This window comes from Microbacterium sp. T32, assembly GCF_001619615.1.
Lineage (GTDB): Bacteria > Actinomycetota > Actinomycetes > Actinomycetales > Microbacteriaceae > Microbacterium.
Window position 1 is genome coordinate 295,968 of the sequence record NZ_LQQP01000012.1, and the last position, 25,447, is coordinate 321,414.

24 protein-coding genes, 2 tRNA genes and 1 pseudogene are annotated in these 25,447 nt (G+C 69.3%); 20 read left to right on the forward strand and 7 right to left on the reverse strand.

Annotated elements, in window-relative coordinates; translation table 11 throughout:
* Nucleotides 1-129 precede the first annotated feature (129 nt).
* Both serA and AVW09_RS07660 read left to right on the forward strand, forming a co-directional pair.
* Nucleotides 130-1,734 (forward strand): phosphoglycerate dehydrogenase, encoded by a 1,605-nt coding sequence (serA, locus tag AVW09_RS07655; RefSeq protein WP_063257732.1) that lies wholly within the window; start codon nucleotides 130-132, stop codon nucleotides 1,732-1,734.
* A gap of 145 nt (nucleotides 1,735-1,879) precedes the next feature.
* Nucleotides 1,880-2,071 carry a hypothetical protein gene (locus AVW09_RS07660; RefSeq protein WP_063257495.1) on the forward strand — a complete coding sequence of 64 codons (192 nt, stop codon included), beginning with the start codon at nucleotides 1,880-1,882 and terminating at the stop codon, nucleotides 2,069-2,071.
* A 2-nt stretch (nucleotides 2,072-2,073) separates the two neighbouring features.
* On the opposite strand, the gene AVW09_RS07665 is transcribed toward AVW09_RS07660, so the two are convergent.
* Nucleotides 2,074-2,616 (reverse strand): TetR/AcrR family transcriptional regulator, encoded by a 543-nt coding sequence (locus AVW09_RS07665; protein ID WP_063257496.1) that lies wholly within the window; start codon nucleotides 2,614-2,616, stop codon nucleotides 2,074-2,076.
* A gap of 79 nt (nucleotides 2,617-2,695) precedes the next feature.
* Here AVW09_RS07665 and AVW09_RS07670 point away from each other — a divergent pair, with 79 nt between their 5' ends.
* From AVW09_RS07670 to AVW09_RS07690, 5 genes are all read left to right on the forward strand, one after another.
* Nucleotides 2,696-4,234, forward strand: coding sequence for an MFS transporter (locus AVW09_RS07670; RefSeq protein ID WP_063257497.1), 1,539 nt, complete (start codon nucleotides 2,696-2,698; stop codon nucleotides 4,232-4,234).
* 25 nt (nucleotides 4,235-4,259) lie between these two features.
* On the forward strand, nucleotides 4,260-5,312 hold the full coding sequence (locus AVW09_RS07675) for a 3-isopropylmalate dehydrogenase (protein ID WP_063257498.1): 1,053 nt from the start codon (nucleotides 4,260-4,262) through the stop codon (nucleotides 5,310-5,312).
* Nucleotides 5,313-5,367: 55 nt separating this feature from the next.
* Entirely contained in the window at nucleotides 5,368-6,474 is a 1,107-nt protein-coding gene (locus tag AVW09_RS07680) for a branched-chain amino acid aminotransferase (protein WP_063257499.1), read from the forward strand.
* Nucleotides 6,475-6,578: 104 nt separating this feature from the next.
* Nucleotides 6,579-7,346, forward strand: coding sequence for a fumarylacetoacetate hydrolase family protein (locus tag AVW09_RS07685; protein ID WP_063257500.1), 768 nt, complete (start codon nucleotides 6,579-6,581; stop codon nucleotides 7,344-7,346).
* Nucleotides 7,339-8,577: an MFS transporter gene (locus tag AVW09_RS07690; RefSeq protein WP_063257501.1), complete on the forward strand. Its 1,239-nt coding sequence runs from the start codon at nucleotides 7,339-7,341 to the stop codon at nucleotides 8,575-8,577. Before AVW09_RS07685 ends, AVW09_RS07690 begins: the two co-directional genes overlap by 8 nt.
* On the opposite strand, the gene AVW09_RS07695 is transcribed toward AVW09_RS07690, so the two are convergent.
* Nucleotides 8,561-9,619: an aminotransferase class V-fold PLP-dependent enzyme gene (locus tag AVW09_RS07695; protein ID WP_063257502.1), complete on the reverse strand. Its 1,059-nt coding sequence runs from the start codon at nucleotides 9,617-9,619 to the stop codon at nucleotides 8,561-8,563. The two genes, AVW09_RS07690 and AVW09_RS07695, sit on opposite strands and share 17 nt — an antisense overlap.
* An 81-nt stretch (nucleotides 9,620-9,700) precedes the next feature.
* Here AVW09_RS07695 and AVW09_RS07700 point away from each other — a divergent pair, with 81 nt between their 5' ends.
* From AVW09_RS07700 to AVW09_RS07715, 4 genes are all read left to right on the forward strand, one after another.
* Nucleotides 9,701-10,681: a LysR family transcriptional regulator gene (locus tag AVW09_RS07700; protein WP_063257503.1), complete on the forward strand. Its 981-nt coding sequence runs from the start codon at nucleotides 9,701-9,703 to the stop codon at nucleotides 10,679-10,681.
* A gap of 9 nt (nucleotides 10,682-10,690) precedes the next feature.
* Nucleotides 10,691-12,205 carry a glutamate--tRNA ligase gene (gltX, locus tag AVW09_RS07705; RefSeq protein WP_063257504.1) on the forward strand — a complete coding sequence of 505 codons (1,515 nt, stop codon included), beginning with the start codon at nucleotides 10,691-10,693 and terminating at the stop codon, nucleotides 12,203-12,205.
* A 416-nt stretch (nucleotides 12,206-12,621) separates the two neighbouring features.
* A tRNA-Gln gene (locus tag AVW09_RS07710) sits at nucleotides 12,622-12,696 on the forward strand.
* 439 nt (nucleotides 12,697-13,135) lie between these two features.
* Nucleotides 13,136-14,173, forward strand: coding sequence for a matrixin family metalloprotease (locus tag AVW09_RS07715; RefSeq protein ID WP_063257505.1), 1,038 nt, complete (start codon nucleotides 13,136-13,138; stop codon nucleotides 14,171-14,173).
* Between the two features lie 947 nt (nucleotides 14,174-15,120).
* Here AVW09_RS07715 and AVW09_RS07720 read toward each other — a convergent pair.
* Nucleotides 15,121-15,363, reverse strand: a complete 243-nt coding sequence (locus AVW09_RS07720; RefSeq protein ID WP_063257506.1) for a hypothetical protein — start codon at nucleotides 15,361-15,363, stop codon at nucleotides 15,121-15,123.
* Nucleotides 15,364-15,520: 157 nt separating this feature from the next.
* Between AVW09_RS07720 and AVW09_RS07725 the strand changes: the two genes are divergently transcribed.
* The 6 genes from AVW09_RS07725 to AVW09_RS07750 all read left to right on the forward strand — a co-directional run bounded on the left by AVW09_RS07725 (nucleotide 15,521) and on the right by AVW09_RS07750 (nucleotide 21,038).
* Complete coding sequence (locus AVW09_RS07725; RefSeq protein WP_063257507.1) at nucleotides 15,521-16,204, forward strand: hypothetical protein; 684 nt, start codon at nucleotides 15,521-15,523, stop codon at nucleotides 16,202-16,204.
* Between the two features lie 90 nt (nucleotides 16,205-16,294).
* Nucleotides 16,295-16,711, forward strand: a complete 417-nt coding sequence (locus AVW09_RS07730) for a hypothetical protein (protein ID WP_156496013.1) — start codon at nucleotides 16,295-16,297, stop codon at nucleotides 16,709-16,711.
* Between the two features lie 198 nt (nucleotides 16,712-16,909).
* A complete protein-coding gene (locus tag AVW09_RS07735; RefSeq protein ID WP_063257509.1) occupies nucleotides 16,910-17,692 on the forward strand; it encodes a DeoR/GlpR family DNA-binding transcription regulator in 783 nt (260 codons plus the stop codon).
* Nucleotides 17,689-18,654, forward strand: a complete 966-nt coding sequence (locus tag AVW09_RS07740) for a 1-phosphofructokinase family hexose kinase (RefSeq protein ID WP_063257510.1) — start codon at nucleotides 17,689-17,691, stop codon at nucleotides 18,652-18,654. Before AVW09_RS07735 ends, AVW09_RS07740 begins: the two co-directional genes overlap by 4 nt.
* 20 nt (nucleotides 18,655-18,674) lie before the next feature.
* On the forward strand, nucleotides 18,675-20,741 hold the full coding sequence (locus AVW09_RS07745; protein ID WP_063257511.1) for a PTS fructose transporter subunit IIABC: 2,067 nt from the start codon (nucleotides 18,675-18,677) through the stop codon (nucleotides 20,739-20,741).
* A gap of 27 nt (nucleotides 20,742-20,768) precedes the next feature.
* Nucleotides 20,769-21,038 (forward strand): HPr family phosphocarrier protein, encoded by a 270-nt coding sequence (locus AVW09_RS07750; RefSeq protein ID WP_063257512.1) that lies wholly within the window; start codon nucleotides 20,769-20,771, stop codon nucleotides 21,036-21,038.
* Nucleotides 21,039-21,436: 398 nt separating this feature from the next.
* Here the strand turns inward: AVW09_RS07750 and AVW09_RS07755 are convergent, their stop codons facing one another.
* The gene (locus tag AVW09_RS07755) at nucleotides 21,437-22,075 is read right to left on the reverse strand and encodes an MBL fold metallo-hydrolase (RefSeq protein ID WP_063257513.1); all 639 of its coding nucleotides are present in this window, start codon (nucleotides 22,073-22,075) and stop codon (nucleotides 21,437-21,439) included.
* Between the two features lie 216 nt (nucleotides 22,076-22,291).
* Here AVW09_RS07755 and AVW09_RS07760 point away from each other — a divergent pair.
* Nucleotides 22,292-22,367: transfer RNA gene (locus AVW09_RS07760), tRNA-Glu, on the forward strand.
* Between the two features lie 64 nt (nucleotides 22,368-22,431).
* On the opposite strand, the gene AVW09_RS17645 is transcribed toward AVW09_RS07760, so the two are convergent.
* The 3 genes and pseudogenes from AVW09_RS17645 to AVW09_RS18460 form a co-directional block, all read right to left on the reverse strand.
* Nucleotides 22,432-22,818, reverse strand: a complete 387-nt coding sequence (locus AVW09_RS17645; protein WP_156496014.1) for a hypothetical protein — start codon at nucleotides 22,816-22,818, stop codon at nucleotides 22,432-22,434.
* Between the two features lie 157 nt (nucleotides 22,819-22,975).
* A pseudogene (locus AVW09_RS18455) lies at nucleotides 22,976-23,182 on the reverse strand (transposase); the annotation flags it as partial.
* Between the two features lie 232 nt (nucleotides 23,183-23,414).
* Entirely contained in the window at nucleotides 23,415-23,582 is a 168-nt protein-coding gene (locus AVW09_RS18460; RefSeq protein ID WP_442922740.1) for an IS1/IS1595 family N-terminal zinc-binding domain-containing protein, read from the reverse strand.
* Nucleotides 23,583-24,118: 536 nt separating this feature from the next.
* Here AVW09_RS18460 and AVW09_RS17655 point away from each other — a divergent pair.
* Both AVW09_RS17655 and AVW09_RS07770 read left to right on the forward strand, forming a co-directional pair.
* On the forward strand, nucleotides 24,119-24,997 hold the full coding sequence (locus AVW09_RS17655) for a hypothetical protein (RefSeq protein WP_156496015.1): 879 nt from the start codon (nucleotides 24,119-24,121) through the stop codon (nucleotides 24,995-24,997).
* A 36-nt stretch (nucleotides 24,998-25,033) separates the two neighbouring features.
* The gene (locus AVW09_RS07770; protein WP_063257515.1) at nucleotides 25,034-25,396 is read left to right on the forward strand and encodes a hypothetical protein; all 363 of its coding nucleotides are present in this window, start codon (nucleotides 25,034-25,036) and stop codon (nucleotides 25,394-25,396) included.
* The last annotated feature ends 51 nt before the right edge of the window (nucleotides 25,397-25,447 follow it).

Consider the following 25,447-nt stretch of genomic DNA (forward strand, 5'->3'; position numbering starts at 1 on the left):
ACACGGTCCGGCGCGCGCGACGTGCGGCGCTAGGCTGGCAGACGGCCCGCACGGGTCGCGCGCCCGGTTCGCGCCGGCGATGCGCGGTGGTGCGTGCTGCTCCCCAGCACCGTTTCGAAGGACGCATCCGTGACGAAGCCCGTCGTGCTCATCGCCGAAGAACTCTCACCCGCCACCATCGACGCGCTCGGTCCCGACTTCGACGTGCGCCACGTCGACGGAACCGACCGCCCCGCGCTGCTCTCGGCTCTGGCCGACGCGCACGCGGTCCTCGTGCGATCGGCCACCAAGATCGACGCCGAGGCCATCTCGGCGGCGCCGGTCCTGAAGGTCGTGGCGCGTGCGGGTGTCGGCCTCGACAACGTCGACATCAAGTCGGCGACCGCGGCCGGCGTCATGGTCGTCAACGCGCCGACGTCGAACATCATCTCGGCGGCCGAACTCACGGTCGGGCACGTTCTGAGCCTCGCGCGCCACATCCCCGCGGCGCACGCGTCGCTCGCGCAGGGCCTGTGGAAGCGCAGCTCGTTCACGGGCACCGAGCTCTTCGAGAAGACCATTGGCATCATCGGCCTCGGCCGCATCGGCGCGCTGATCGCCGCCCGCCTGCAGGCGTTCGACATGCGCGTCATCGCATACGACCCCTATGTCACGGCCACGCGTGCGCAGCAGCTCGGCGTGCAGCTGGTGTCGCTGGACGAACTGCTCGAGCAGAGCGACTTCGTCACGATCCACATGCCGAAGACGCCCGAGACCACCGGCATGATCGGCACGGAGCAGCTCCGCCGCATGAAGAAGTCCGCGTTCGTGATCAACGTCGCGCGCGGCGGCCTGATCAACGAGGACGCCCTGTACGAGGCGCTCACGTCGGGCGAGATCGCCGGCGCGGGCCTCGACGTCTTCTCGACCGAGCCGCCCGCCGAGGACGGCCCGGCCCGCAAGCTCCTCGACCTCCCGAACGTCGTCGTCACGCCGCACCTTGGTGCGAGCACCGACGAGGCGCAGGAGAAGGCCGGGGTCTCGGTCGCCCGCTCGGTCAAGCTCGCGCTCGAGGGCGACCTCGTCCCGGATGCCGTGAACGTCGCCGGCGGCGCGATCGACCCGTTCGTCCGCCCCGGCATCGCGCTCGTCGAGATGCTCGGCCAGTTCTTCAGCGGTCTCGCCGACAGCGCGCTGTCGAGCCTCGACATCGAGGTCCGCGGCGAGCTCGCCGAGTACGACGTGAGCGTCTACCGCCTCGCCGCGCTCAAGGGCATCTTCAGCCGCATCGTCAGCGAGACGGTGTCGTACGTCAACGCGCCGCTGTTCGCCGAGCAGCGCGGCGTCGAGACGCGCCTCATCGTCGAGTCCGACAGCCCGCTGTACCGGAACATCACGATCCTGCGAGGGACCCTCGCGGACGGTTCGACGCTCGAAGTCGCCGGAACCCTCGCCGGCACCCGCATGGTGCCCAAGGTCGTCGGAATCAACGGCTACGAGATCGAGGTCCCGATCGAGAGCCACCACATCGTCATGCGCTACGCCGACCGCCCCGGCATCGTCGCGATCTACGGTCAGAAGCTCGGCGACGCGGGGATCAACATCGCCGGTCTCCAGGTCGCCCGGCCGGATGCCACGGGCCGCGCGCTCTCGGTCCTCACGGTCGATTCGCCCGTGCCCGATGGAATCCTGGATGCCATGCGTCAGGCCGTGAACGCCGACCTGTTCCGCCAGATCGAGATCGTCGAGAGCTGACGAGTCCGGCTGCGTGCGGGGAGGGGGTCGCGAAAGCGGCCCCCTCCTTCCGTTGGTCCGCGCGCTCGGGTGAAGAACGTGCGGCGAATGGTGGAATCGGGCGCGATACGCCCCGATGGAGGGGGTGGCTTTCCATCATCGACGCATGACCTCATCGCTCATCGCGCGCTTGGCGCTGGTCGCGTCGGGATCCTCCCTGCTCATCGTCGGCGTGGCCGATGCCGCGCGCGGTCAGGGGTGGGCGCTCCCCGAGGTGGTGGGTGCGGGCGTGCTCCTGCTGGGCGTTGCCGCGGAGGCATCCGGAATCGTCCGGATCGGACGTCGTTCCGCGCGCTGATCTCAGGTCGTCGCGGCGACGACCGCCGCGATGAGGGCGTCGAGCTCTGGTCCCTCGAGGGTCGGCCCGGGCAGCGCGTTCAGGTCCAGCACCGCGTTGAAGTACAGGCCGTCGCTCACGAGGAGCACCATCTGCAGGGCCGTCTCGTCGCGCGTGTGGGGGCGGAGGCTGTCCTCCCAGAGCTCGCGCACGCGACGCAGACTCGCCGATGCCGCGTCATTCCCGTTCTGGGCCAATCTCGACACCGCGAGGATCGTGACGTCGAGCGGCGAACCGGTGTTCTGCGAGGACCGCAGGTGCGCGGCCACGACACCTTCGCTCGAGTTCTCGATCTCCTCGACATCCCGTTGCGCTAGAGTCTCGAGCCGAGCGACGAGAGCCTCTTCGAGAGCGCTCTTCGAGTTGAAGTGGTAGAGCAGACCGCCCTTGCTCACCCCCGCGGCGCGAGCCGTGGCATCCATGGTGGCGGCACGCTCGCCGTCGTCCACGAGGATGCGCGTGAAGGCGTCGAGGACGGCTTCGCGGGCGAGGGGTGGTCTGCTCATGGCCTCTCGATCGTACTGGCGGGGGCGTGTCGATTCTGTTACTATACCGGCTGGACGGTTAAGAAACGGAATCGGAAGAATGCTCACCTCGTCGTTGCCCACTCAAGAGATCAACGCTCCTCGCGCCGGTTGGCGCGGGTGGTTCGCGCTGGCCGTGCTCATGCTGCCGGTGCTGCTCGTCTCGGTCGACAACACGGTGCTGAGCTTCGCGCTGCCCGAGATCGCGCTGTCGCTGCAGCCCTCGAGCATCGAGCAGCTCTGGATCATCGACGTCTACCCGCTCGTCCTCGCCGGTCTCCTCGTGACGATGGGCACGCTCGGCGACCGGTTCGGGCGTCGGCGCTTGCTGCTGATCGGCGCCACCGGATTCGCCGCGGTCTCCGCGCTCTCGGCGTTCGCCCCCACCGCCGCGCTGCTCATCGCCGGTCGCGCCCTGATGGGCGTGTTCGGGGCGATGCTCATGCCGTCCACGCTGTCGCTGCTGCGGAGCATCTTCCGCGACCGCGACGAGCGGCGGCTCGCGATCGCCGTGTGGGCGTCGGGCTTCTCGGCCGGTGCGGCCCTCGGCCCGATCGTGGGCGGGTTCCTGCTCGAGCACTTCACGTGGGGCTCGGTGTTCCTCATGGCCGTGCCCGTGCTGGTTCCGCTGCTCATCCTCGCGCCGTTCTTCGTGCCTGAGAGCCGCGACCCCGCGCCGGGGCGTTTCGACCCGCTCAGCGTGCTGCTCTCGCTCGCGACCATGGTGCCGATCGTCTACGGCATCAAGAAGCTCGCGGTCGACGGCCCGACGCTGGTGACGCTCGCGCTGTTCGTGACGGGCGTGGTGTTCGGCTGGTTGTTCGTGCGGCGCCAGCGCGCTCTGCCCACGCCGATGCTCGACATGTCCCTGTTTCGGCGAGGGACGTTCTCCGGGGCGATCCTCGTCAACCTGTTGAGCGTGGTCGGTCTCGTCGGGTTCCTGTACTTCGTCGCGCAGCACCTGCAGCTCGTGGTGGGCCTCACGCCGATGGTCGCGGGCTTCGCGCTGCTGCCCGGTCTCGTGCTGATGATCGTCGCGGGGCTGGCAATCGTTCCCGTCGCGCAGCGGTTCGCGCCGCGCCGCGTGGTTCCCGCCGCGCTGGCGTTCTCCGTCGTGGCGTACGTCCTCGTCGCTTTCTCGACCGCCGACCTCCTGCTGCTCATCGTGGCGTTCGGTCTGCTGGGCATCGGCATCGGCGCCGCCGAGACCGTGTCGAACGAGCTGATCCTCTCCAGTGCGCCACCCGCCAAAGCCGGTGCCGCGAGCGCCGTGTCCGAGACGGCGTACGAGGTGGGCGCGGTGCTCGGCACGGCGGTACTGGGTGGCATCCTGGCCGCGTTCTACCGCGCGCAGCTCGTGCTGCCGGCGGGTCTCCCGGATGCCGCGGCCGACGCGGCCCGTGAGACCCTTGCCGGAGCCGTCGCGGTGTCGCACACCCTCGACGACGCAGCGCTGAGGGAGGCGCTGAGGCTTGCCGCGGCGCAGGCGTTCGACTCGGGCGTCGTGGTCACTGCGCTCATCGGCGCGGGGCTCATCGTCGTGGCGGCGCTCATCGCTGCCACTACCCTGGGAGGATCCCGCGGCGCATCGACGAAGTGATGTGCCCTGAGCGCTGAGGAGTGCGATGTCGCGCGTCGTGAAACTGGCCGTCATCCCCGGTGACGGCATCGGTCCCGAGGTCGTCAGCGAGGCCGTGAAGGTTCTCGACGCCGTCACCGCCGACTCCGGCGTCACGTTCGAGAAGACGCCGTTCTCGCTCGGCGCCGCACGGTACCTCGAGACCGGCGACACCCTCACCGACGCCGACCTCGCCGCGATCGCCGAGCACGACGCGATCCTTCTCGGCGCGGTCGGGGGAGTGCCCGGTGATCCGCGCCTGAAGGACGCGAACATCGAGCGGGGCCTCCTGCTCAAGCTGCGTTTCGAGCTCGACCACTACGTCAACCTGCGGCCGTCGAAGCTCTACCCGGGGGCGACCGGTCCGCTCGCGAACCCCGGCGACATCGACTTCGTCGTGGTCCGCGAGGGCACCGAGGGGCCGTACGTCGGCAACGGCGGGTCGATCCGGCGCGGCACGCCCCACGAGGTCGCCAACGAGACGTCGGTCAACACCGCCTTCGGCATCGAGCGCGTCGTCCGCTACGCGTTCGACCTGGCGGAGCGTCGGCGCCGGAAGCTGACGCTCGTGCACAAGACCAACGTCCTCGTGCACGCCGGCGGCATGTGGAAGCGCATCGTCGACGCGGTGGCGACGGAGCACCCCGAGGTCGACGTAGACTACCTGCACGTCGACGCGGCCACGATCTTCCTGGTCACGAACCCCAGCCGCTTCGATGTGATCGTCACCGACAACCTCTTCGGCGACATCTTGACCGACTTGGCCGGCGCCGTCACCGGTGGCATCGGCCTCGCCGCTTCGGGCAACATCAACCCCGACGGCGCGTTCCCCTCGATGTTCGAGCCCGTCCACGGATCGGCGCCCGACATCGCGGGCACCCTGAAGGCCGATCCCACGGCCGCGATCCTCTCGGTCGCCCTCCTGCTCGACCATCTCGGGCTCGAGAGCGAGTCCGCCCGCGTCACCCGCGCGGTGGAAGACGACATCGCCGCCCGGGACGCCACGCCGCGCAGCACCGCGCAGATCGGCGACGCGATCGCCGACCGCGTCCGGGCGTAACCTGGACCGATCGGCCCGCGCCGCCCGCGCTCCCCGACACCGTGTGAAAGAGACCATGACGACCATCGACACCGACCCCGACACCGGACTCGACCCGCTCGAGTTCGCCGTCACCCGCAACCTCGCCGCGAAGAGCCCCGCTCAGCGCGACGAGATCCTCGCCAACCCGGGCTTCGGGCAGCACTTCACCGACCACATGGTCGACGTCTGCTGGTCGATTCGCGGCGGCTGGCACCGTCCCCGTGTCTCGCCGTACGGCCCGATCTCGCTCGATCCCGCCGCGGCCGTCCTGCACTACGGTCAGGAGATCTTCGAGGGCATCAAGGCGTACCGTCACGCCGACGGGTCGGTCCACACCTTCCGCCCCGACCAGAACGGTCGACGCCTCCAGCGCTCGGCCCGCCGTCTCGCGCTGCCCGAGCTGCCGGTCCCCTACTTCCTGCAGTCGCTGCGCGAGCTCATCGCGGTCGACGGTGCGTGGGTGCCCTCGGGCGACGACCAGAGCCTCTACCTGCGTCCCTTCATGTTCGCGAAGGAGGCGTTCCTCGGCGTCCGCCCCGCGCACAAGGTCGCGTACTACCTCATCGCGAGCCCCGCGGGCGCGTACTTCAAGGGCGGCGTACAGCCGGTGTCGATCTGGCTGAGCGAGGACTACTCGCGCGCCGGCAAGGGCGGCACGGGCGCGGCGAAGACCGGTGGCAACTACGCCGCGAGCCTGCTGCCGCAGTCCGAGGCGTACGAGAACGAGTGCGACCAGGTCGTGTTCCTCGACCAGGACCGCAACATCGAAGAGCTCGGTGGCATGAACATCGTGTTCGTCTACAAGGACGGCGCGATCGTCACTCCGCAGTCCGACTCGATTCTCGAGGGCATCACGCGCGACTCGCTCCTGCAGCTCGCCCGTGACCGCGGCCACCACGTGGTCGGCCGCAACGTCTCTCTCACCGAGTGGCGTGAGGGCGTGGCATCCGGAGACATCGTCGAGGTGTTCGCGTGCGGCACCGCCGCCGTCGTCACCCCGATCGGCACGCTCAAGGGCAAGGACTTCATCGACGAGCAGCCCTCCGGCACGCTCGCCCTCGAGTTGCGGCAGGAGCTCACCGACATCCAGTACGGCCGCGCCGAGGACAAGCACGGCTGGCTGTACCGCCTCGACGCCTGATCCCGTCGCACTCGGAGGGGTCCCCACGCGGGGGCCCCTCCGTCGTCTTCGCGACGGAGCAGAACCCCGGATGCCGTGTCGGAGCCCCCGGATAGGGTGGAACGGTGAAGATCGCTCGGTTCAGCTACCAGGAAACCCTCCGCTACGGCATCGTCGACGACGCCGAACTGGTCGTCCTCGCGGGCGATCCGCTGTTCGCCGGATTCGAGACGACGGGGGAGCGGATCCCGCTGTCCGAGGTGACGCTTCTCGCGCCCGTCATCCCGCGCTCGAAGGTCGTGTGCATCGGCAAGAACTACCACGACCACGCCGCCGAGATGGGCGGCGAGGCGCCCGCCGAACCACTGATGTTCCTCAAGCCGAACACGTCCGTGATCGGCCCCGACGACGTCATCGTTCGTCCGACCGCGCTCAGCTCGCGCACCGACTACGAGGGTGAAGTCGCCGTCGTGATCGGCCGCATCGCGAAGAACGTCCCGGCCGAGCGCGCCGCCGACTACATCTTCGGATACACGGTCGCCAACGACGTGACGGCCCGCGACCTGCAGAGCCGTGACGGTCAGTGGACCCGCGCGAAGGGCTTCGATACGTTCTGCCCCGTCGGCCCGGTCATCGAGACCGAGCTCGACACGGATGCCGCGATCATCACCACTCGCGTCAACGGCGAGGTGCGACAGAACGGCCCGATGTCGGACATGATCCACAAGGTCCCCGACCTCATCGCCTACGCGTCGGCGGTGTTCACGCTGCTTCCCGGCGACCTGATCCTCACCGGCACGCCGGCCGGCATCGGCCCGTTCGAGGCCGGCGACACCGTCGAGGTCGAGGTCAGCGGAATCGGAGTGCTGCGCAACACCGTGCGCGATGCCTGACATCGAGGCGGGCGCGGCGGTCGACGTCGCGCTCGTCCAGCGCCGCACGGTTCGCGTCCTCGCGGCCGGGCAGGTGCTCGCCGGTGTGGCGTTCGGGTCGACGCTCTCGCTCGGCGCGCTCCTCGCCGCCGATCTCTCGGGGCAGGAGGCGCTCTCCGGCTTCGCGACCGCGTCCGTGACCCTCGGCGCCGCCCTCACCGCGATCCCGCTTGCGCGACTGGCGTCCCGGCGCGGTCGTCGCTTCGCGCTCAGCACGGGCAACGTCCTGGCGTTGGCCGGGATCTCCGTCGTCATCGCGGCGGCGGCACTCCGGCTGTTCCCCCTGCTGCTCGTGGGGATCGCCCTCATCGGCGCGGGAAACGCGGGCACGCTGCAGGCGCGTTTCGCCGCGACCGACCTCGCGAGCACGGCTCGGCGCGGGCGCGACCTCGCGACGGTCGTCTGGGCGACCACCGTCGGCGGCGTCGTCGGCCCGCTCCTCCTTGCGCCCGGCGAGGTTCTGGGTGCGAGCATCGGGATGCCACGTCTCACCGGCGCCTACCTGTTCTCGTTCGCGGCCCAAGCGTGCGCCCTCGCGCTGTACGTCCTCGTGCTGCGTCCCGACCCGCTGCTCCTGGCACAGCGGCGCGACCGCGAGAACGCTGCGGCGTCCGTCGCCGACGCGGTCACCGACCGGCCCGCCCTGGCCCGTTACGCCATGTTCGCAGTCGCCGCGTCGCACGTGACCATGGCATCCGTGATGGCGATGACGCCCGTGCATCTGTCGCACATCGTCGCTCCGGATGCCGTGACCCTCGCGGTGGGCGTCACGATCGCGCTGCACGTCTTCGGGATGTACGGTCTGTCGCCGGTGTTCGGCATCCTGGCCGACCGCATCGGGCGCATTCCGGTCGTGTTCCTCGGGCAGGTGCTGCTCGCGGCCGCGTTGGCGGTCGCCGCGACGCTCTCGTGGTCGCAGGCCGGCGTGCTCGTGGCGCTGGTCCTGCTCGGCCTCGGCTGGAGCGCTGCGACCGTCGCGGGGTCGGCGCTGCTCACCGAGGCGACGCCGGTCGAGGCCCGCCCAAGGCGACAGGGTCGCAGCGACACGCTGATGACGGCGTGCGCGGCGGTGGGCTCGGTGCTCGCCGGGCTCATCCTGAACGGCGCGGGATACGGCGGGCTCGCGCTCTGGGCTTTCGTCCCGGTCGCGGCGGTGTGCCTCGGCGCGCTGTGGGTCAGACGGCGAGCGTGACCGGCGCGCTGCGCAGAGCGGAAAGCGCCCGATCGACGTCGTCCTCGTCGTTGAAGACGTGGAAGGCGACGCGCGCGCGACCGGCGCGTCCCGAGGCGATGATCCCGGATGCCGTGAGTCGCGCGAGCGCGCACGCGTCGGCATCCGGCCACGTGACGATCGCCGAAGGGCGTTCGGGCTCGGCCAGGTCCAGGCCGGCGCGGAAGCGTGCCGCGAGTCCGGTCGCGTGCGCGTGGATCTCGGCCCGGTCGGTGGACGCGAAGAGCGCGAGCGCGGGGGCGGCGCCGACGAAGGCCTGCCACGCGGGCGAGACGTCGAACCGCCGGGCATCGGCGGCGAGCGGGGCAGTGGTGCCGTAGCAGGACGCCCATGGGTCCTCTCCGGAGTACCACCCGGCCTGCACCGGCCGCAGCTCGCCGACGAGGGAGGGGGAGAGCGTGAGGAACGCGACCCCGCGCGGCGCGCACAGCCACTTGTACGCGTGGCAGACCGTGGCGTCGAAGAGAGTGGCATCCACGGGCAACCATCCGGCGGCCTGGGTCAGGTCGCACAGCGTGCGGGTGCCGGTCCGCGCCGCGGCGGCGGCGATGGCGGTGGCGTCGGCGACCTCGCCGGTCGCGGACTGCACGAGCGAGAACGCGACGAGCCAGGTGTCAACGGTGATCTCGTCGGCGAGGCGCCCCAGCGGAACGGACCTTAGACGGACGCCCCGTCCCGCGTGCGCGAACGGGGCCACGAGTGACGCGAAGTCGCCCTCAGCGCACAGCACCTCGGCACCATCGGGGACCGCCGCGGCGATGAGCGAGACGGCGACCGAGGTCTGCGCGGCGATCGCGACGCGCGACACGGGAGCGCTGACGAGTCGCGCGTACGAGCGCCGGGCGTCCTCGACCGCGCGTGTGGCGGCCCCGACGTCGGGACGACCGGATGCCGCGGCCTCGAGGTCCGCGGTCACGGCCGCGACCGTGGCGCGCGGCGGAAGTCCGAGCGTGCAGGCGGCGAGGTAGTCGCGGCCGCCGGCGAAGTGTGCGGCGAGGGTCATGCGTCCAGGGTGACGTGGCGACCGACCATTGCACTACGGGAGGTATTGCATGAAAAGCATCCGCAGTGGTTATGTATCCGCATGACTGACGCGCTGCACGACGACGGGCTCGACGCGCACGCCCTTCGCGTCGTGAAGGCGATCGCCGACACGGGCTCCATAACGGCCGCCGCCCGAGCGCTCCGATACAGTCAGCCCGCGGTGAGTCAGCAGCTGCGGCGGCTGGAGCGGCGGTCGGGCCTCCCGATCGTGGAACGCGTGGGGCGCGGGGTGCGGCTGACCGAGGCCGGATGGGTGCTGGCGCGGCACGCGGCCGCGGTGACCACCGCGCTGGACGCGGCCGCCGGTGACCTCGCGGAACTGCGGGGCATGCGCGCCGGCCGGGTGCGGATCGCCGCGTTCCCCTCGGCATCCTCGACGGTCGTCCCGCGCGTGATCGCGGCGCTCACCGCCCGACGGCCGGGCGTCGCGTTGAGCTTCGTCGAGGCGGAGCCGCCCGAGGCGATCGCCGCCGTCCGCGAGGACCGGGCCGACATCGCCCTGATCTACAGCTTCCCGGGCGACCGGCGCGAGCAGCGGGAGTCCGCCGCGACGGGGCTGACCGTGCGCACCGTCGGCGGCGATGACACGGTGGTCGTCGTCCCCGCGGACCATCCTGTCGCGGACAGCGATCCCGTCGACCTGTCACGACTGGCGGGCGAGCGGTGGATCGCGGGCTGTCCGCAGTGCCGCGGCCACCTCCTCGAGGCGTGCGGTCGCGCCGGGTTCACGCCCGACATCGCGTTCGAGACCGACAACTACGTCGCCGTCGAGAACCTCGTCGCCCAGGGCGTCGGCGTCGCCATTCTGCCGGGGATGGCCGTGGCATCCCTCCCGCTCGTCGCGGGAATCGCGGTGCCGCGCCTCCCCGCGGCCGAGGCGCGCACGTTGCACGTCGTCACGGCCCGCGGGGCCGAGCGCGTGCCGGCCGTCGGGGCGGCTCTCCACATCGTCGACGAGGTGCTCGCGGATCATCCCCACCCGACGTCTCCGCGCCCGGGTCGCGTCGGCGCCGCCGAGTAGGATCGGGGGGTGTCTGCCACCCCCGATCCCCGCACCACGACCGCCGCCGCCGCCGACGTCCGCGTCCGCTTCTGCCCCTCACCCACGGGGCTGCCGCACGTCGGTCTCATCCGCACCGTCCTGTTCAACTGGGCGTACGCCCGTCACAACGGCGGCAAGCTCGTCTTCCGCATCGAAGACACGGATGCCGCGCGCGACAGCGAGGAGAGCTACCAGCAGCTTCTCGAAGCCCTGCGGTGGATGAACATCGACTGGGACGAGGGCGTCGAGGTCGGCGGTCCGCACGCGCCGTACCGGCAGTCGCAGCGTCACGAGATCTACCGCGAGGTGCTCGACAAGCTCATCGCCGCCGGCGCCGTGTACGAGAGCTACTCGACGGCCGAGGAGATCGACGCGCGCAACGAGGCCAACGGCCGCGCCAAGCAGCTGGGCTACGACAACTACGACCGCGACCTGACCGACGAGCAGAAGGCGGCGTTCCGCGCCGAGGGGCGTCAGCCCGCCTGGCGCCTGCGCGTTCCCGATCACGACCTGAGCTATGTCGATCTCATCCGCGGTGAGGTCACCTTCCCGGCGGGCTCGTTCCCCGATTTCGTGCTCGTGCGGGCGGGCGGCGTGCCGCTCTACCCCTTCGTGAACCCCGTCGACGACGCCCTCATGGGCATCACCCACGTCATCCGCGGCGAAGACCTCATGCCGTCGACGGCACGGCAGCTGGCGCTGTACTCGGCGCTGGTGGATGCCGGTGTGACGACGTTCATCCCGCGCTTCGGTCACATGCCGCTGGTGCTCGGCGAGACGGGCAACAAGAAGCTCTCGAAGCGCGACCCGCAGGCCGACCTGTTCCTGCAGCGCGAGAAGGGCTTCATCCACGAGGGCCTGCTCAACTACCTGTCGCTCCTCGGCTGGTCGCTCTCGAGCGACCGCGACGTCTTCTCGCTCGACGAGATGATCGCGGCGTTCGACATCGCCGACGTCAACCCGAACCCGGCGCGCTTCGACCAGAAGAAGGCCGAGGCCATCAACGGCGACCACATCCGGATGCTGGATGCCGACGACTTCGCGGCCCGGATCGTGCCCTACCTCGCTGCGGCCGGGTACGTGGCCGAGGAACCGTCCGAGGAGCACCGCGCGATCATCGCTGCGGCCGCACCCCTCGTGCAAGAGCGCGTGCAGCTGCTCGGCGAGGTCCCCGGGATGCTCGGCTTCCTCTTCGTCGACGAGGTGTCGTACGCGGAGGACGCGCTGAAGGGTCTGCCCGCGAACGCTGCCGAGGTGCTCGTCGCGTCGGTCGGCGCGCTCGAGCTCGTTCCCGAGACGGAGTTCACCGCCGCCGCGGTCCAGGAGGCGCTGTCCGCTGCTCTCGTCGACGAACTCGGCCTCAAGCCGCGGGTGGCCTACGGTCCGCCGCGTGTCGCCCTGACGGGCCGTCGCGTGTCGCCGCCGCTGTTCGAGTCGATGGAGCTGCTCGGCAAGGCCGAGACTCTCCGCCGCCTCGACGCCCTGGTGCAGCACCTGGGCTGAGCGGGCGGCGGGCGCACCGGCGGCGTCGCGATGTCGACACGCTCCGGACGGAATCCGGGCTCCGCTTACCCCGTTGAGTGTCCAAGACACGCGGATGCCAAGCTTTGGCATCCGCGTGTTCTGGACACCGAACCTCCGCCTTCCGCCTGCCTGACGGCTCACCGAACGCGGCGCACCTTCGGCAGGCGTGCCGGCCTCTGACCGTGCGCAGAGCCGCAGCACACGTGCGTCGATCCACGCCATCTGAGTGTCCAAGACACGCGGATGCCATGCCTCGGCATCCGCGTGTTCTGGACACCGAAGCATGCGGGAAGGGGCATACGAGTCGTCGCGACGCGCGCGGGCGGGCGCCGGTTTGGCGCTCGGCCCGGTGTCACGTAAGCTTGATCCTCGGCACGAACTTCGGTTCAGCGCCTTGGGGTATGGTGTAATTGGCAACACGGCGGTTTCTGGTTCCGTTGTTCTTGGTTCGAGTCCAGGTACCCCAGCCACATAGTTCTTATTCGAACCAGGCGGACGAGCGAACCGCTCGGAAGCCGTTCTACCTCCTTCGGCGGCTACGCCGGAGGAGGTTTTGGTTTGCGTGACTTCTCGCTGGGGGAGTGCGTGCCGAACGGCCAGGTTGGCCTCGTTGCGCTCAGGCTGAATGTCGACATCTTCGTCAACGTCGACCCATAGCCGAGTGAAGAAGGCCGTGATGAGATCGCGACGTGCGCTGTTCGGCGCCTGCCGATACAGTTGGCCGGGCGCCGAAGTCCCGGGAGTGGGACTCGTCGTCGTCACTCTCGAAGAGCACCGGTTCGAGGCGGTGCGACGTAGAGGGGATGAACACGGGCTTAACCTTCCACCTCGGCACTATCGGTCGGGAACTCATAGCAGATTCAATGGCGGCGCATCACTTCCGAGTCCCTGCGACGAAAGCAGACTCCCATGCGTGCGCCCGTATTCAAGCCCTTCGCCGTCCTGATGTTGTCCGCAGCGCTCCTTGCGACGGGGGTCGTGTCCGCTCACGCTGAGGATGACGCGCCAGCCGAGGCGCCGCTGTGTTCCGCGCCCGATCCGTCGACCGTGATCGTCAATCCTGACGCTGTCGACGGTATTGACCTGGACACGTGCGATGTCGTGGGCGTGACCGTCGAAGCTGACGGTGTCGGGGTGGTGGTACCCGAGGCAGGAATGACCGTGACGGCCGTCGGCGAAGTTGCAGACGGCGATGCGTCCTACCTCGAGGTCGATGTCAACGAAGCCGGTGAGGTGGCGGTCTCAACGACAGAGCCCGAGACGGAATACGGCATGATCCTGCCGGACGGCTCGTTCGAGGAACTCAGCGAGCAGGCTGCAACATCGGCCACCGCCGCTGCTGCCGCGTACTCCCGGTGTAACGACTACTCGTACCGCTTGTCCTCCGGCACCTGGCGACCGGGCACCCTCTACCTCAACAGCAACGAGCGACTGCCTGGAAACGTGTCGAAGGCAACGTTCGAATCGATGATGGTCGCCTCGTTGAACGTATGGAAGAAGGGCACCAACTCCTGTGGACTGACCCGAAGCCTCAACGTCCCAGGATCGATCAGCTACGGCAACTGGACGTACGATGCCAACATCAACGGCGACAGCACGTGCGCTGTCGCGGACAGCCGCAGCGTGATCGACTTCGGTTCGCTCTCGGGAAACGTGCTCGGGCTCGCCTGCACCTGGTCCTCTGGAGGAGTTCCCGTGCAATCGGATGTTCGCTTCGACACCTCCGACCGGAGTTGGGTGACCTCGACCACCGGCTGCACCGGCCAGAAGTTCGATCTGCGATCGGTTGTCACGCACGAACTCGGTCATGTGCTCGGCCTCAACCACGCCACGGAGTACGGAGGAAGTGACCTCACGATGAGCCCCAGTGTCGACCCGTGCAACGCCGCCTCCCGCAGCCTCGGCGCCGGCGATCTGGCAGCTATCTATGTCAAGCACGGCAAGTAAGGTCCTAGGCGGTGGCATCGCCATCCTCCTGCTCCTGACGGGATGCTCAAGCACCACAGACAACGCGCCCGAGCCAGGAACGAGCGCTGAGCAGGCCTGCGCTCAACCGCAGATCACCCTCTCACGCACAACAGCTGAACCCGGCAGTACGGTGACCATCGAGGGCACCGATTGGGCAACCTGCGCCGATACCCCGAACGACCCCACGCCCTCTCCCTGGACAAGCGTCGACCTGAGTTTCTCCCAAGGGGGAGACCAACAGCCTGTCGGCACCGCACCGATCCAGGGCGGATTGTTCGCCGCAACGGTAGCCCTGCCCGCGGATGCGCTTCCGGGCGAGGCCAGCATCCATGTAACGAGCAGCGGATACTCGACCACCCTCACGATCCAGATCAGCAACCGATAGGCCGCGCGATTCGAGCCGCGTCGTCGCGCCGAGAAACAGCGCCTCTCTCCGTTGACTGGCCTGCAGAGCGGCAGACGTCGTCGCCGGGGGTTGCGCCGAGGAGCTGGAGCCGTCTGCCGCGGTAGCTGGGGGAGAACCGCGGCCGACGGCGAGCGGGAGCTCTCTCACCGCCCACCGCAACCGTAGCGACGGTGCGTTACCGACGTGTGACTCTCCGCACCGTCCATCTCGCTGTCGTGGTTCAGATCAGGTCGTACGGGCTCTGTTCCGGAGCTTTTCTCTGCCGCCGCGCCCGCCTCTGGCGAAGGGTGGGCAAGCGGGAAATCCATCGAGGTAGGTATCCCAAATGAGCCTCTCGCTGCATGCCACGAGGGGGGCTCACGGATCGAGATGGCTCGGCCGCTGCACCGTTCGGGTCTACCCCTTCTCGCCCTTCTTCGTTTCCGCGCTCTGGTCTTCTTCGTTCGGCGTCTCATCGGCGTTCGCTTCAGCACGACCTCCGGCTGCGGACGTGTCCTTCATGCTATCTGCGGCCCCAGGTTTATTCGTCGTCGACGTCGCCCCGGCGCGGGTCGGGTCCCGGACCGTTCTCGAGCCACCGACGCCGGACGGCCGGGCGCGTGACCCGCGACGGGTGGTGCTGCCCTTCGGCCACCCCGGCGATCGCCGGCGCGGCATCCGGGTCGTCGGCGTACGGTCGGGTCTCCACGACCGTGCGGCCGTCTTCCGACACCTTGACCTGGAAGGTTCCCCAGTGGGCGCTGCTCTCCTGCGTTCGCGTCACCCTGCCATCCTCGCGCGCGCCGGTCGTTCGACCTTCTCTCGCGCGCAACGCAAGGACATCGGCATCCGGATGCCGGCTCCCGCACGAACCTCCGTAGCGCCTCCGAATCGGCGAGGGAGGGGGTGCGGGAAAGCAGGGCCGGTGCTAGGCAGGAGCTATGACCTCCACCGTTCCCCCGCTCCGTCGCCCGTCACCGGCCGCGCGCGCAGCGCGCAAGGACCGTGTGCTCACGTGGGTCACGCTGTCCATCGCCGCGGTCATCTGCCTCGTGCTCGGCTTCGGTGCCGTCGCGATGGCGAACTCGTGGTGGACGGAGGAGGCGCCCGTCGCCTCGGCCGACCAGCAGCTGCCCGACGGCCAGTCCCGGTTCGATCAGGCGGGTCTCGACTTTCTGAACCGCCAGGGCCACGCGACGGTCGACGTGACCGCGTCCGCCTCCGCCAGCGAACTCGGGCTTCCGACCGCGGGGCAGACCCCGATCGACACGCTCGTGCCGATTTCGCTGGAGGTCCGTGGCGATGCGTCTTCCCTCGAGTTCAACGGAGTGTCGCGCTTCGAGCTCACCACGTCGGACGACATCGTGACGCGTGTGCAGGTGATTCCTGCGGCGAGCGGGTCCTGGACGAGCATCTCGTCGGAGCTCGGTTCGCGCGCGGCGCAGTGGGGATGGTCGCAGGCCCAGCTCGACGCTCTGCGCGAGCAAGTGGGAGACGCCGCTCGGAGCGAGGGGACGGCATCCACGCTGTCCCTCCCGACGGTGACGTACGGCGGCATGAGCATCACCGCGCAGGTCACCGCGAGCGACGGGACGCTCAGTCTGGCGTACAACATCGGGCAGTGATCCGCCTCCACCGCCCGGCCGCGGCGTTCAGGGAACACGGGATGCCATCGCGGTAGCATCCGGTGCGTCAGCCGTTGCGAAGGGTGTTCCGTGGTCCGTTGGTCTTCCGCCGTGGTCGCCCTCGTCGCGGTCGCACTCGTCACCGCCGGCTGCTCGACCGCGGACGAGACGCCGCCGCCGGTGGTCGCTCCCTCAAGCGTTGCGAACCCGTCGGCGAGCCCGCAGGCGCTGCCGCCGACCATGATGTCCCCGGGCGATCTGAGCGGCAAGAACGTTGCCGTCGTCATCGGGACGGCGCTCTCGGTCACCGTTCCGGACGGTACCGAGGACCAGTGGCGGGGAACCACCGACGACCCCACGATCGCCGAGTTCTCGGCCGGCGGCTCCGACGAGGGGGCGACCTTCCGCCCCGGCTTCATCGCGCGCAAACTCGGCACGACGAAGGCGACGTTGACCGGACCGGACGGCACGACGAGCGCCTTCACGATCTCGGTCGTCGCGCCCTGACGCTGGTCGCGGAAGCACCCTGACACCGCCGTCGGCGGTGTGCGGTCGCTCGACGCTGTCGCGACACCGGCTGGTCCTCGAGACCGCTGTTTCTGCGCTCCTCCCGGACGGTCGGCGGCGTGGCATCCGTCCGTCTGCGACTGTGTTGATTCATGTGGGTGTGTGTTGTATTGTGTGGGAATCTTCGAAGGGGATTCCGTGTACGCAATGGAGCGCCAGCAGCTCATCGAGCGCGAACTGCGCGAGATCGGACGCGTCAGCGTCGTCGACCTCGCCCGTCGTTTCGACGTCACCACCGAGACCGTTCGTCGTGACCTCGACCGCCTCGAGCAGACGGGCGCGCTGCGTCGGGTCCACGGCGGCGCCGTCGGAATCGACCGTGCGAGCACCACGGAGGTCTCGCTCTCGGAACGTCGACTGCGTCAGGGAGACGCCAAGCGCGCGATCGGTGCGGAGGCTGCCCGGCTGCTGAGCCCCGGGTTCCGCGGCTCGATCTTCATCGACGCCGGCACCACTCCCGCGGCCGTCGCTGCCGAACTCCCGCAGGTATTGGGGGAGGGGAGCGACGTCGAGATCGTCACGCACTCGCTCGAGGCCGCACACCTGCTCGCGGGTGACGAGCGCGTCTCGCTCACGGTGATCGGCGGCAAGGTCCGCGGGGTCACCGCCGCCGCGGTCGGCGCGCACACCGTGCGCTCGATCGGCGAGCTGCGTCCCGACATCGCCTTCGTGGGCACGAACGGACTGAGCGCCGGGTTCGGCCTCAGCACCCCCGACCCGGAGGAAGCGGCGGTCAAGACCGCGATCATCCGGGCGGCGCGCCGCGTCGTCGTGGTCGCCGACACCGCCAAGTTCGGCGAGGAACTGCTCGTGCGGTTCGCACGTCTCGACGAGATCGACGTGCTCGTCACGGACGGCACGCCGCCCGACGCGCTCGCCCAGGCCCTGGCTGATGCCGATGCCGAGGTGCGTGTCGCATGATCGTCACCCTCACCGCCAACCCCTCGGCCGACCGTGCCGTGCAGCTCACGGGTCCGCTCGTGCCCGGCGAGGTGCAGCGCGCCGAGTCCTCGCGAGAGGATGCCGGGGGCAAGGGCGTCAACGTCGCCCGGGTCGTGTCCGCCGCCGGCGCCCCCGCGCGCGCCGTCGTTCCCGTGAACGACCACGACCCGTACCGTCTGCTCCTGGACGACGCCGGGGTCGACCTCGAGATCGTGCCCGTCGAGGGGCGTGTGCGCGCCAACCTCACGATCACCGATCCGCGGGGCGAGACGACCAAGCTCAATCTCCCGGGCGCCGAGCTCTCCGCCGCCGAGGCTGCGGCGCTCACGGCCGGTGTGGTAGCGGCCGCCGAGAACGCGACGTGGCTCGTGCTCGCCGGGTCGCTGCCTCCGGGGGTTCCCGTGACGTTCTACGCCGATCTCATCGCCGCGGTCCGCGGCCGGTGGGGGGCGAGTGCGCCGCTCATCGCGGTCGACGCCTCGGGCGCGGCGCTGGCCGCCGTCGTCGAAACGGCCCGCCCCGACCTCATCAAGCCCAACCACGAAGAGCTCGCCGAGCTCGTCGGCGAGGATGCCACGGCCGACGCCGACGTCATCGCGGAGGCCGCGCGACGCGCGGCGGCGCTCGTGCCCGAGCGGGTGGCATCCGCTCTCGTGACCCTCGGGGCGGACGGCGCGCTCCTCTTCACCGCCGACGGCGCGTGGCGCGGACACGCCCCGAGGATCCAGGTCGCGAGCACGGTCGGCGCGGGCGACAGCTCCCTCGCCGGTTACCTCCTCGCCGACCTCGAGGGAGCATCCGCCCCCGACCGACTCGCCCGCAGCATCGCGTACGGCGCGGCTGCGGCGACCCTGCCGGGGACCCAGGCCCCGACACCGGCCGATCTGCCCGCGGGGCCGATCGCCGTGACCGTTTTCTCCACCCCCACCGCAGAACACTGACCACGAAAGGTCACCGAACCATGTCCGACATCATCACACCGGAGCTCGTCAGCCTCGACGCGCCCCTGGGGGCCGACAAGCAGTCGGTCATCCGTGCTCTGGCCGAGCGCGTCGTCGCGCAGGGCCGCGCGACGAGCGCCCAGGAACTCTTCGACGACGCGTGGGCCCGCGAGCAGAAGGACGAGACCGGCCTCCCCGGCGGCATCGGCATCCCGCACGCGCGCAGCGCCTCGGTCACCGAGCCGACCCTCGCCTTTGCGCGTCTGACCCCCGGCGTCGACTTCGGTGCTCCCGACGGACCCGCCGACATCGTCTTCCTCATCGCCGCTCCCGCCGGCGCCGACGAGGCGCACCTCGCGGTGCTGTCGCAGCTCGCCCGCAGCCTCATGAAGCCGGAGTTCACCGGCGGTCTCCGTGCCGCGGCGACCCCGACCGACGCGGTCGGGATCATCACGGATGCCATCACCCCGGCATCCGCCCCCGCCGAGGCCCCGGCTGCCGCGGCGCCGGCGGCGACCCGTGCCGAGGCCCGCACGGCGACGGCCACGAAGACGACGAAGATCGTCGCCGTGACGGCCTGCGCCACGGGCATCGCGCACACGTTCATGGCCGCGGACGCACTCACCGCCGCGGGCCTCGAGGCTGACGGCGTCGAGCTCGTCGTCGAGCCCCAGGGGTCCAGCGGCTACAAGGCCCTCCCGCAGAGCGTCATCGACGACGCCGACGCCGTGATCTTCGCCGTTGACGTCGACGTCCGCGAACCGCAGCGCTTCGCGGGCAAGCCCGTCGTCCGCGCGGGTGTCAAGCGTGGCATCGAGCAGCCGAAGCAGCTCATCGCCGAGGCCGTCGCCGCCGTCTCCAACCCGAACGCTCCGCGCGTCCAGGGCGGCGCGGCCGCGGCATCTGCGTCCGACGCCCCCGCCGCACAGCAGTCGGTGGGTCGTCGCATCCAGCGCTGGCTGCTGACCGGTGTCAGCTACATGATCCCGTTCGTCGCCGGCGGCGGCCTGCTCATCGCGCTGGGCTTCCTGCTCGGCGGTTACCAGGTCACCAAGGACGCCGCGAACGTCATCATCCAGAACTCGCTGTGGGACCTCCCCACCGAGAACTTGACCTCGCCGCTCGGCCCGCTCGGCCAGTACCTCGGCTCGGTCGCCTTCATGATCGGTGCGACGTCGATGGGCTTCATCGTCGCGGTGCTCGCGGGATTCATCGCCTACGCGATCGCCGACCGCCCGGGTATCGCCCCCGGTTTCGTCGCGGGCGCCGTCGCGGTGCTCATGAACGCCGGCTTCATCGGCGGCATCATCGGCGGTCTGCTCGCCGGTTTCATCGCCTGGTGGCTCGGCCGTTTCGACGCCCCGCGCTGGCTTCGCGGCCTCATGCCGGTCGTGATCGTGCCGTTCCTCGGCTCGATCTTCGCCTCGGGTCTGATGATCCTGTTCCTCGGTCGCCCGATCGCCGCTCTGATGGCCGCACTCACCGAGGGGCTCACCTCGCTCGCCTCCTCGGGCGCCGGGGCGATCCTGCTCGGCGTGATCCTGGGCCTCATGATGTGCTTCGACCTCGGTGGACCGGTCAACAAGGTGGCCTATGTCTTCGCGACGACGGGCCTGGCCGCGGCCAGCCAGACGAACACCGCGCCGTACCTCATCATGGCCGCGGTCATGGCCGCCGGCATGGTGCCGCCGCTCGCGATGGCGCTGGCTTCCACGGTCCTCGCCCGCCCGAAGTTCACGCCCGTCGAGCGTGAGAACGGCGCCGCCGCGTGGCTGCTGGGCGCCTCGTTCATCTCCGAGGGTGCGATCCCGTTCGCCGCGGCCGATCCCCTGCGTGTCATCCCCGCCTCAATGGTGGGCGGTGCCGTCACCGGCGGCCTCAGCATGTGGCTGAGCGTTCAGTCCTTCGCCCCGCACGGCGGCATCTTCGTCCTGTTCGCGATCAGCCCGTGGTGGGGTTTCCTCCTGGCGATCGTCGCGGGTACCGTCGTGACGGCGCTGATCGTCGTCGCCCTCAAGGGCATCGGCCGCAGCAACAAGGACGCCGCCGTCGAAGAGGCTGCTCCCGCAGTTCCCGTCGCCGCCTAACACCTCGTCGAATCGGAAGGATTCACCATGGCAGAACGTCAGGCCACCATCGCCAGCAGCTCGGGTCTCCACGCCCGCCCCGCGAAGCTCTTCGTGCAGGCCGTGCAGGAGAAGAAGGTGCCCGTCACCATCTCGGCCGCGGGCGGGCCGGACCTCAACGCCGGCAGCATCCTCTCGCTCATGGGCCTCGGCGCCGGTCACGGCACCGTCGTGACGCTCAAGGCTGAGGGCGAGGGCGCCGAGCAGGCGCTCGACGAGCTCGTCGCGCTTCTCGAGACCGACCTCGACGCGCAGTAAGCGCTTTCGTCACAGAACATCGGATGCCACGAGCCCTGGGGGCCGTGGCATCCGGTGTTCTGTGGGGCGCGCTGTACCCGGGCCGCTGTCGGCGTCCGTCCGGCAGCGCCGGACACAACTCCGGCGGATCGGACACCGCGCGTCGCGGGCTGCGTCGCGAGCCCCCGTTTCGCAGGAGTTGTGCCCGCGACGTGGGGCCGCGCGGGGCTCCCGGGTTCTCCGCCGGCGGTGGCAAGCGATGCTCACCGTGTCGGCACAACTCCTGCCGGATGTCGCGAAAGACGAGAACGGATGCCGGGGCCGTCGGCTCTGCAGGAGTTGTGCGGGTCGACGACGACGTGCCGCTTGCGCAGTCGGGTGTCGCGCGACCGACCCCGCCGGGGTGCGCGCGGCGGGAGTCAGACCTCGGTCGAGTCTCCGGGGCCGAGGTCGACGAACGAGCCGCCGTTCTGCTCGACGGCCCAGGTGAGGCGGGCGTCGCCCATCTGCTTCCCCGCGACCGAGAGCGTCATGTCGTGGGTCGCGAACACGCGCGCGGGCTTGACGGCCAGCACGTAATCGATCGCCTCGGAGATCTTCAGCCACGGCGCACCCACGGGGGCGGCGAGGAGAGCGACGTGCGCGCCCTTCGGGACCGTGTACGAATCGCCGGGGTAGAAGAACGCGTCGTTCACCAGCACGCCGACGTTGTCGACGATCGGGATCGACGAGTGAATCTCGGCGTGCTTGCCGCCGAGGAACTCCAGGTGGAACGGTCCGAGATCGAGCGTGTCACCGGGATGCACGGCGATCACGTCGAAGCCGGCTGCCGCGTGCTGCACTCCCTCGGGGCCGTAGATCGGTACACCCGGGTGCGCCTTCTGGAGTCGCGTGAGGTGCTCGGGGGTCCAGTGGTCGGCGTGCTCGTGCGTGATGACGACACCGACGAGTCCGGTGAGCTCCTCGAGCGGCGAGGTGAAGACGCCGGGGTCGATGACGAGGGTGTGCCCGGCCTCGGTCAGAACGAGGGCGGCGTGTTCGTGTTTGGTGACCTGCATGCGGTCGAGTCAACTCCGCCCCCGGGGAGGCTGCAACCGCTGGACGGCGAGTCATCGGGATGCCACAGGTGAACGTCGCGGGTCGAGTGACGCCTTCCTCTTCCCTCTGAGCGGCGCGCGCGATACGGTGGGCCGGACACGCCCGGGCTGCGAGTCATTCGCGGCCCGATTTGTCGTGCGCGGCGTCCGTAGTGCATACTTGAACGGTTGCGACGCGGCCCCATCGTATAGCGGCCTAGTACGCCGCCCTCTCACGGCGGTAACGCGGGTTCGAATCCCGCTGGGGTCACCAACGAAAAGAAAGCCTCGACCGAATGGTCGGGGCTTTCTTTTCGTTTCGGCGCCGTGGCTGGGGCTTATAGGGGCTTATAGGCCAGAAATAGTGGATGGGTTCGGGCGTGCCATTGGCGTCCTGCCCATACTGTTCTGAGCCAGAGGCCTTCGGTGGCGTCGAGACCGTTGTCGTAGAGGGCGGGTGTGGGGTCGTCGAGGTCGACGGTGGCGTGTTCGTGGGTGGTGCGTGCTGCGGGGGTGTGGGCGTGTCTATGGGCGTGGTCGATGGGGACTTCGTGCAGCAGGAGGAACCATTCGACGGCGCGGCTGTGATGCGTGATCGGCATGCCCCGGTGGTGGCGGAGCAGGTGTCGGATCTGGGAGTTGAGTCCTTCGAGGCGTGAGGTGGTGCGGGGTGCGTCGTGGCGGACGAAGGTGAACGCGTGTTCGTTCTCGGCGACGCGGTGCAAGATAGCCCAGGCCCGGCGGAGGGGTCTGTGGGTGTAGCCGAAGTGGCCTTTTCGTAGAGCGTGCGTTCGCGCAGGAGGTGGCCGTGGGTTTTCCACCAGGCTTCCAGCGTGAGCCGCCAGGTGATGGCGTCGTCGATGGTGTGGACGTTGCTGAGGGTCAGGGCGATCTGGCGGAGGTCTTTGCGGCTCGTAGGCGCGGGTTCCGCGTCGATTCGCGGGTGACGTTCAGTTGCAGGTGGAAGATGCAGCGTTGGATGGCGGTGTGGGGCCAGTGCAGGGCGAGGGCGGATCGGATCCCGGAACACCCGTCGGTGATGACCACCGTCGGGGCCGGGATGGTCTCGAAGAGCCCGCCCCAGGCAGCGGCCGATTCGCGGGCGGCCCATTACCATCCCACGACGGTGTTGGTCGTGGTGAGGGCGATGAGCAGGCACCACGTTTCGATCCAGATCCCATCGACCAGGATCACCTCGTGTACCTCTCCGGTAACGGGCAGGCGCGGTTCGAGGTCCCAGCACCAGGCGATGTCGCGACGAAACGCGCGGGCGCTGCGCGAGCCGGCGAGCTCGGCTTGGAGGCTTTGCCCATCAGCCAGGTCAGGAACCGGTGCAGCTGATCGCGGCGGGTGACGTCGGGGCGCCGACGGATGCTGGAGAACCGCACGACCGGCACCGCCACCGCTGGGTCCCTGAGGGATGCCGACCGTTCTTCACCAGCTTCGACCCGCATACCACGCACGAGCCCGGATTCGAGGGAAGGTCCACGGCTAAGGGTCGCCGACCATACCGATCCCCGTTTTACTCCGTGATCCCGCGCCTAGATCGAGGTTCCATCCACTCTTTTTGGCCTATGACCCACGAGAAGCCGTCAGAGCGGGTTGGGCCCCACCGCCCGGAGGCTCCGCGCGCCGCGAAGCGGCGGGTGGAGGGGGCGGAGGGAGAATCCCGCTGGGGTCACCAACATGAGAAGGGCCTCGACCGGATGGTCGGGGCTTTTCTCATGTTTCGGCATTTAGGCCTGACCGCGTCGCCCTCGCCACTCCCCAGGAGCCGCGCTTCGCACGTGTCCGTCAGGTGCATCCCCAAAAGGTTCGCCTGAGTGAGGATCCGTACTTGGCCCCGTGATTCGAGCCGCGCCGCAGGGAGGGCGAACCGGAGGGTGAAGTCTAACGACGGGAGGGCGGGCGGGCAGCCCGCCCTCCCTACGCTCGGTTCCACCCGTTCTGGGTTTACGAAAGGGGGCTTTCGAAGTGGAAAGTCGGAATCGAATCCGCGCCTCTCATGGGGCGCTTATTGTTTGCGTGTGCAGCGCGCTGATGATGACGCTCGGCGTTACGCCGGCGAACGCCATTCAGGACTCAGCAGCCGAGCGAATCTCGGATCTGGTAGATAGCGTCGCGCCCGCGCAGGGGGAAGTCCAGCAAACGGATCGGGTTTCGACGGGATTCGTGAGCGACATCGCTCAACTCCCGGCAACGGAATCTGCTCCCGTCGTTGTCGCGGGTGGCAGTGGGGAGATGCCGTTGCAGGTGAGCCTGCCATCGGAGACGAACACTCGGCGCGGCGTGTCAACGTCCGACGGTACCGTCGTCTATCTTGCTGCCGATGGGGGCGCTGACGTCGCCGCTCAAGTCCTGGAGTCGGATCGTGTCCGTATCCAGACCGTGATCCACGATAGCGGCGATAGTCACGAATTCAGCTATCACCTGGGTAACGGCTATGTTCCGGTCCAGGCCGCGGACGGGACGTACTGGGCCTATCGGTTCGACGACGATGGGCAAATCAACTTGTACGGAATTGGAGCCGCTTGGGCGCGTGACGCCACGGGGGCGAACGTGGAAACGCGCTACGAGATTCGCGGTAATGAACTCGTCCAGGTCGTGAGTCCGAATGCCAGCGCCGCTTATCCGATTGTCGCGGATCCGACGTGGGAGTGGTACAACGCTGCATATGGCGCTGGATTCAGCAAGCGTGAAACGCGCGACCTCGCGAACCTCGGTGGAATCGCGGGACTCTGTAGCTCCCTCTGGAAATGGCCAGCTCTTGGCGCAGCGTGTGGCATTGCGGGCTTCCAGTGGTGGACGCAGGCGGGATTGGCTGTCAACGCCAACGGTTGCGTCTTCATTGCAGCGGTACCAGCCCCCCTCGCCGTGCGTTGGTTGAGCGGCAACTGCAGGTGAGTGCTGACCACTTAATCTGAATTCGAAAGGCTTCACGTGATCGTGATCGTCGTCGTCATCGCAACCCTCGCGGGCGCAAGCCTGGGCGTGTTGCTCGCAGGGGCGACAGTACCCACAACCCGCAGGCTGCCCTTAGTGAGCGCGTACACCGCGGTTCTCCTCGCAGCGCTGTCATTGCTCATGGTGGATGCGTCCAACTTTCTCGCTGCGATCCTGTTTCTCGCTGCTCTGTCATTGGGAAGTGCGGGATACTCGGCGGTCTTGTGGAGGTCGCTGATGCCGTCGGTGCCTCGCAACGTTTGGTGGTTCTTCGGCGTCGCCGTGACGCGCCCCGGCTACCTTCGCGGCCTCTACTCGACCGGTCAGGCTGACATGCAGGACCCGCTCGCCACGAGATAGTCGTGCCGGCACCGGGAATGCCTCGGCCGCGCGGACGGGGCATTCCCGGGC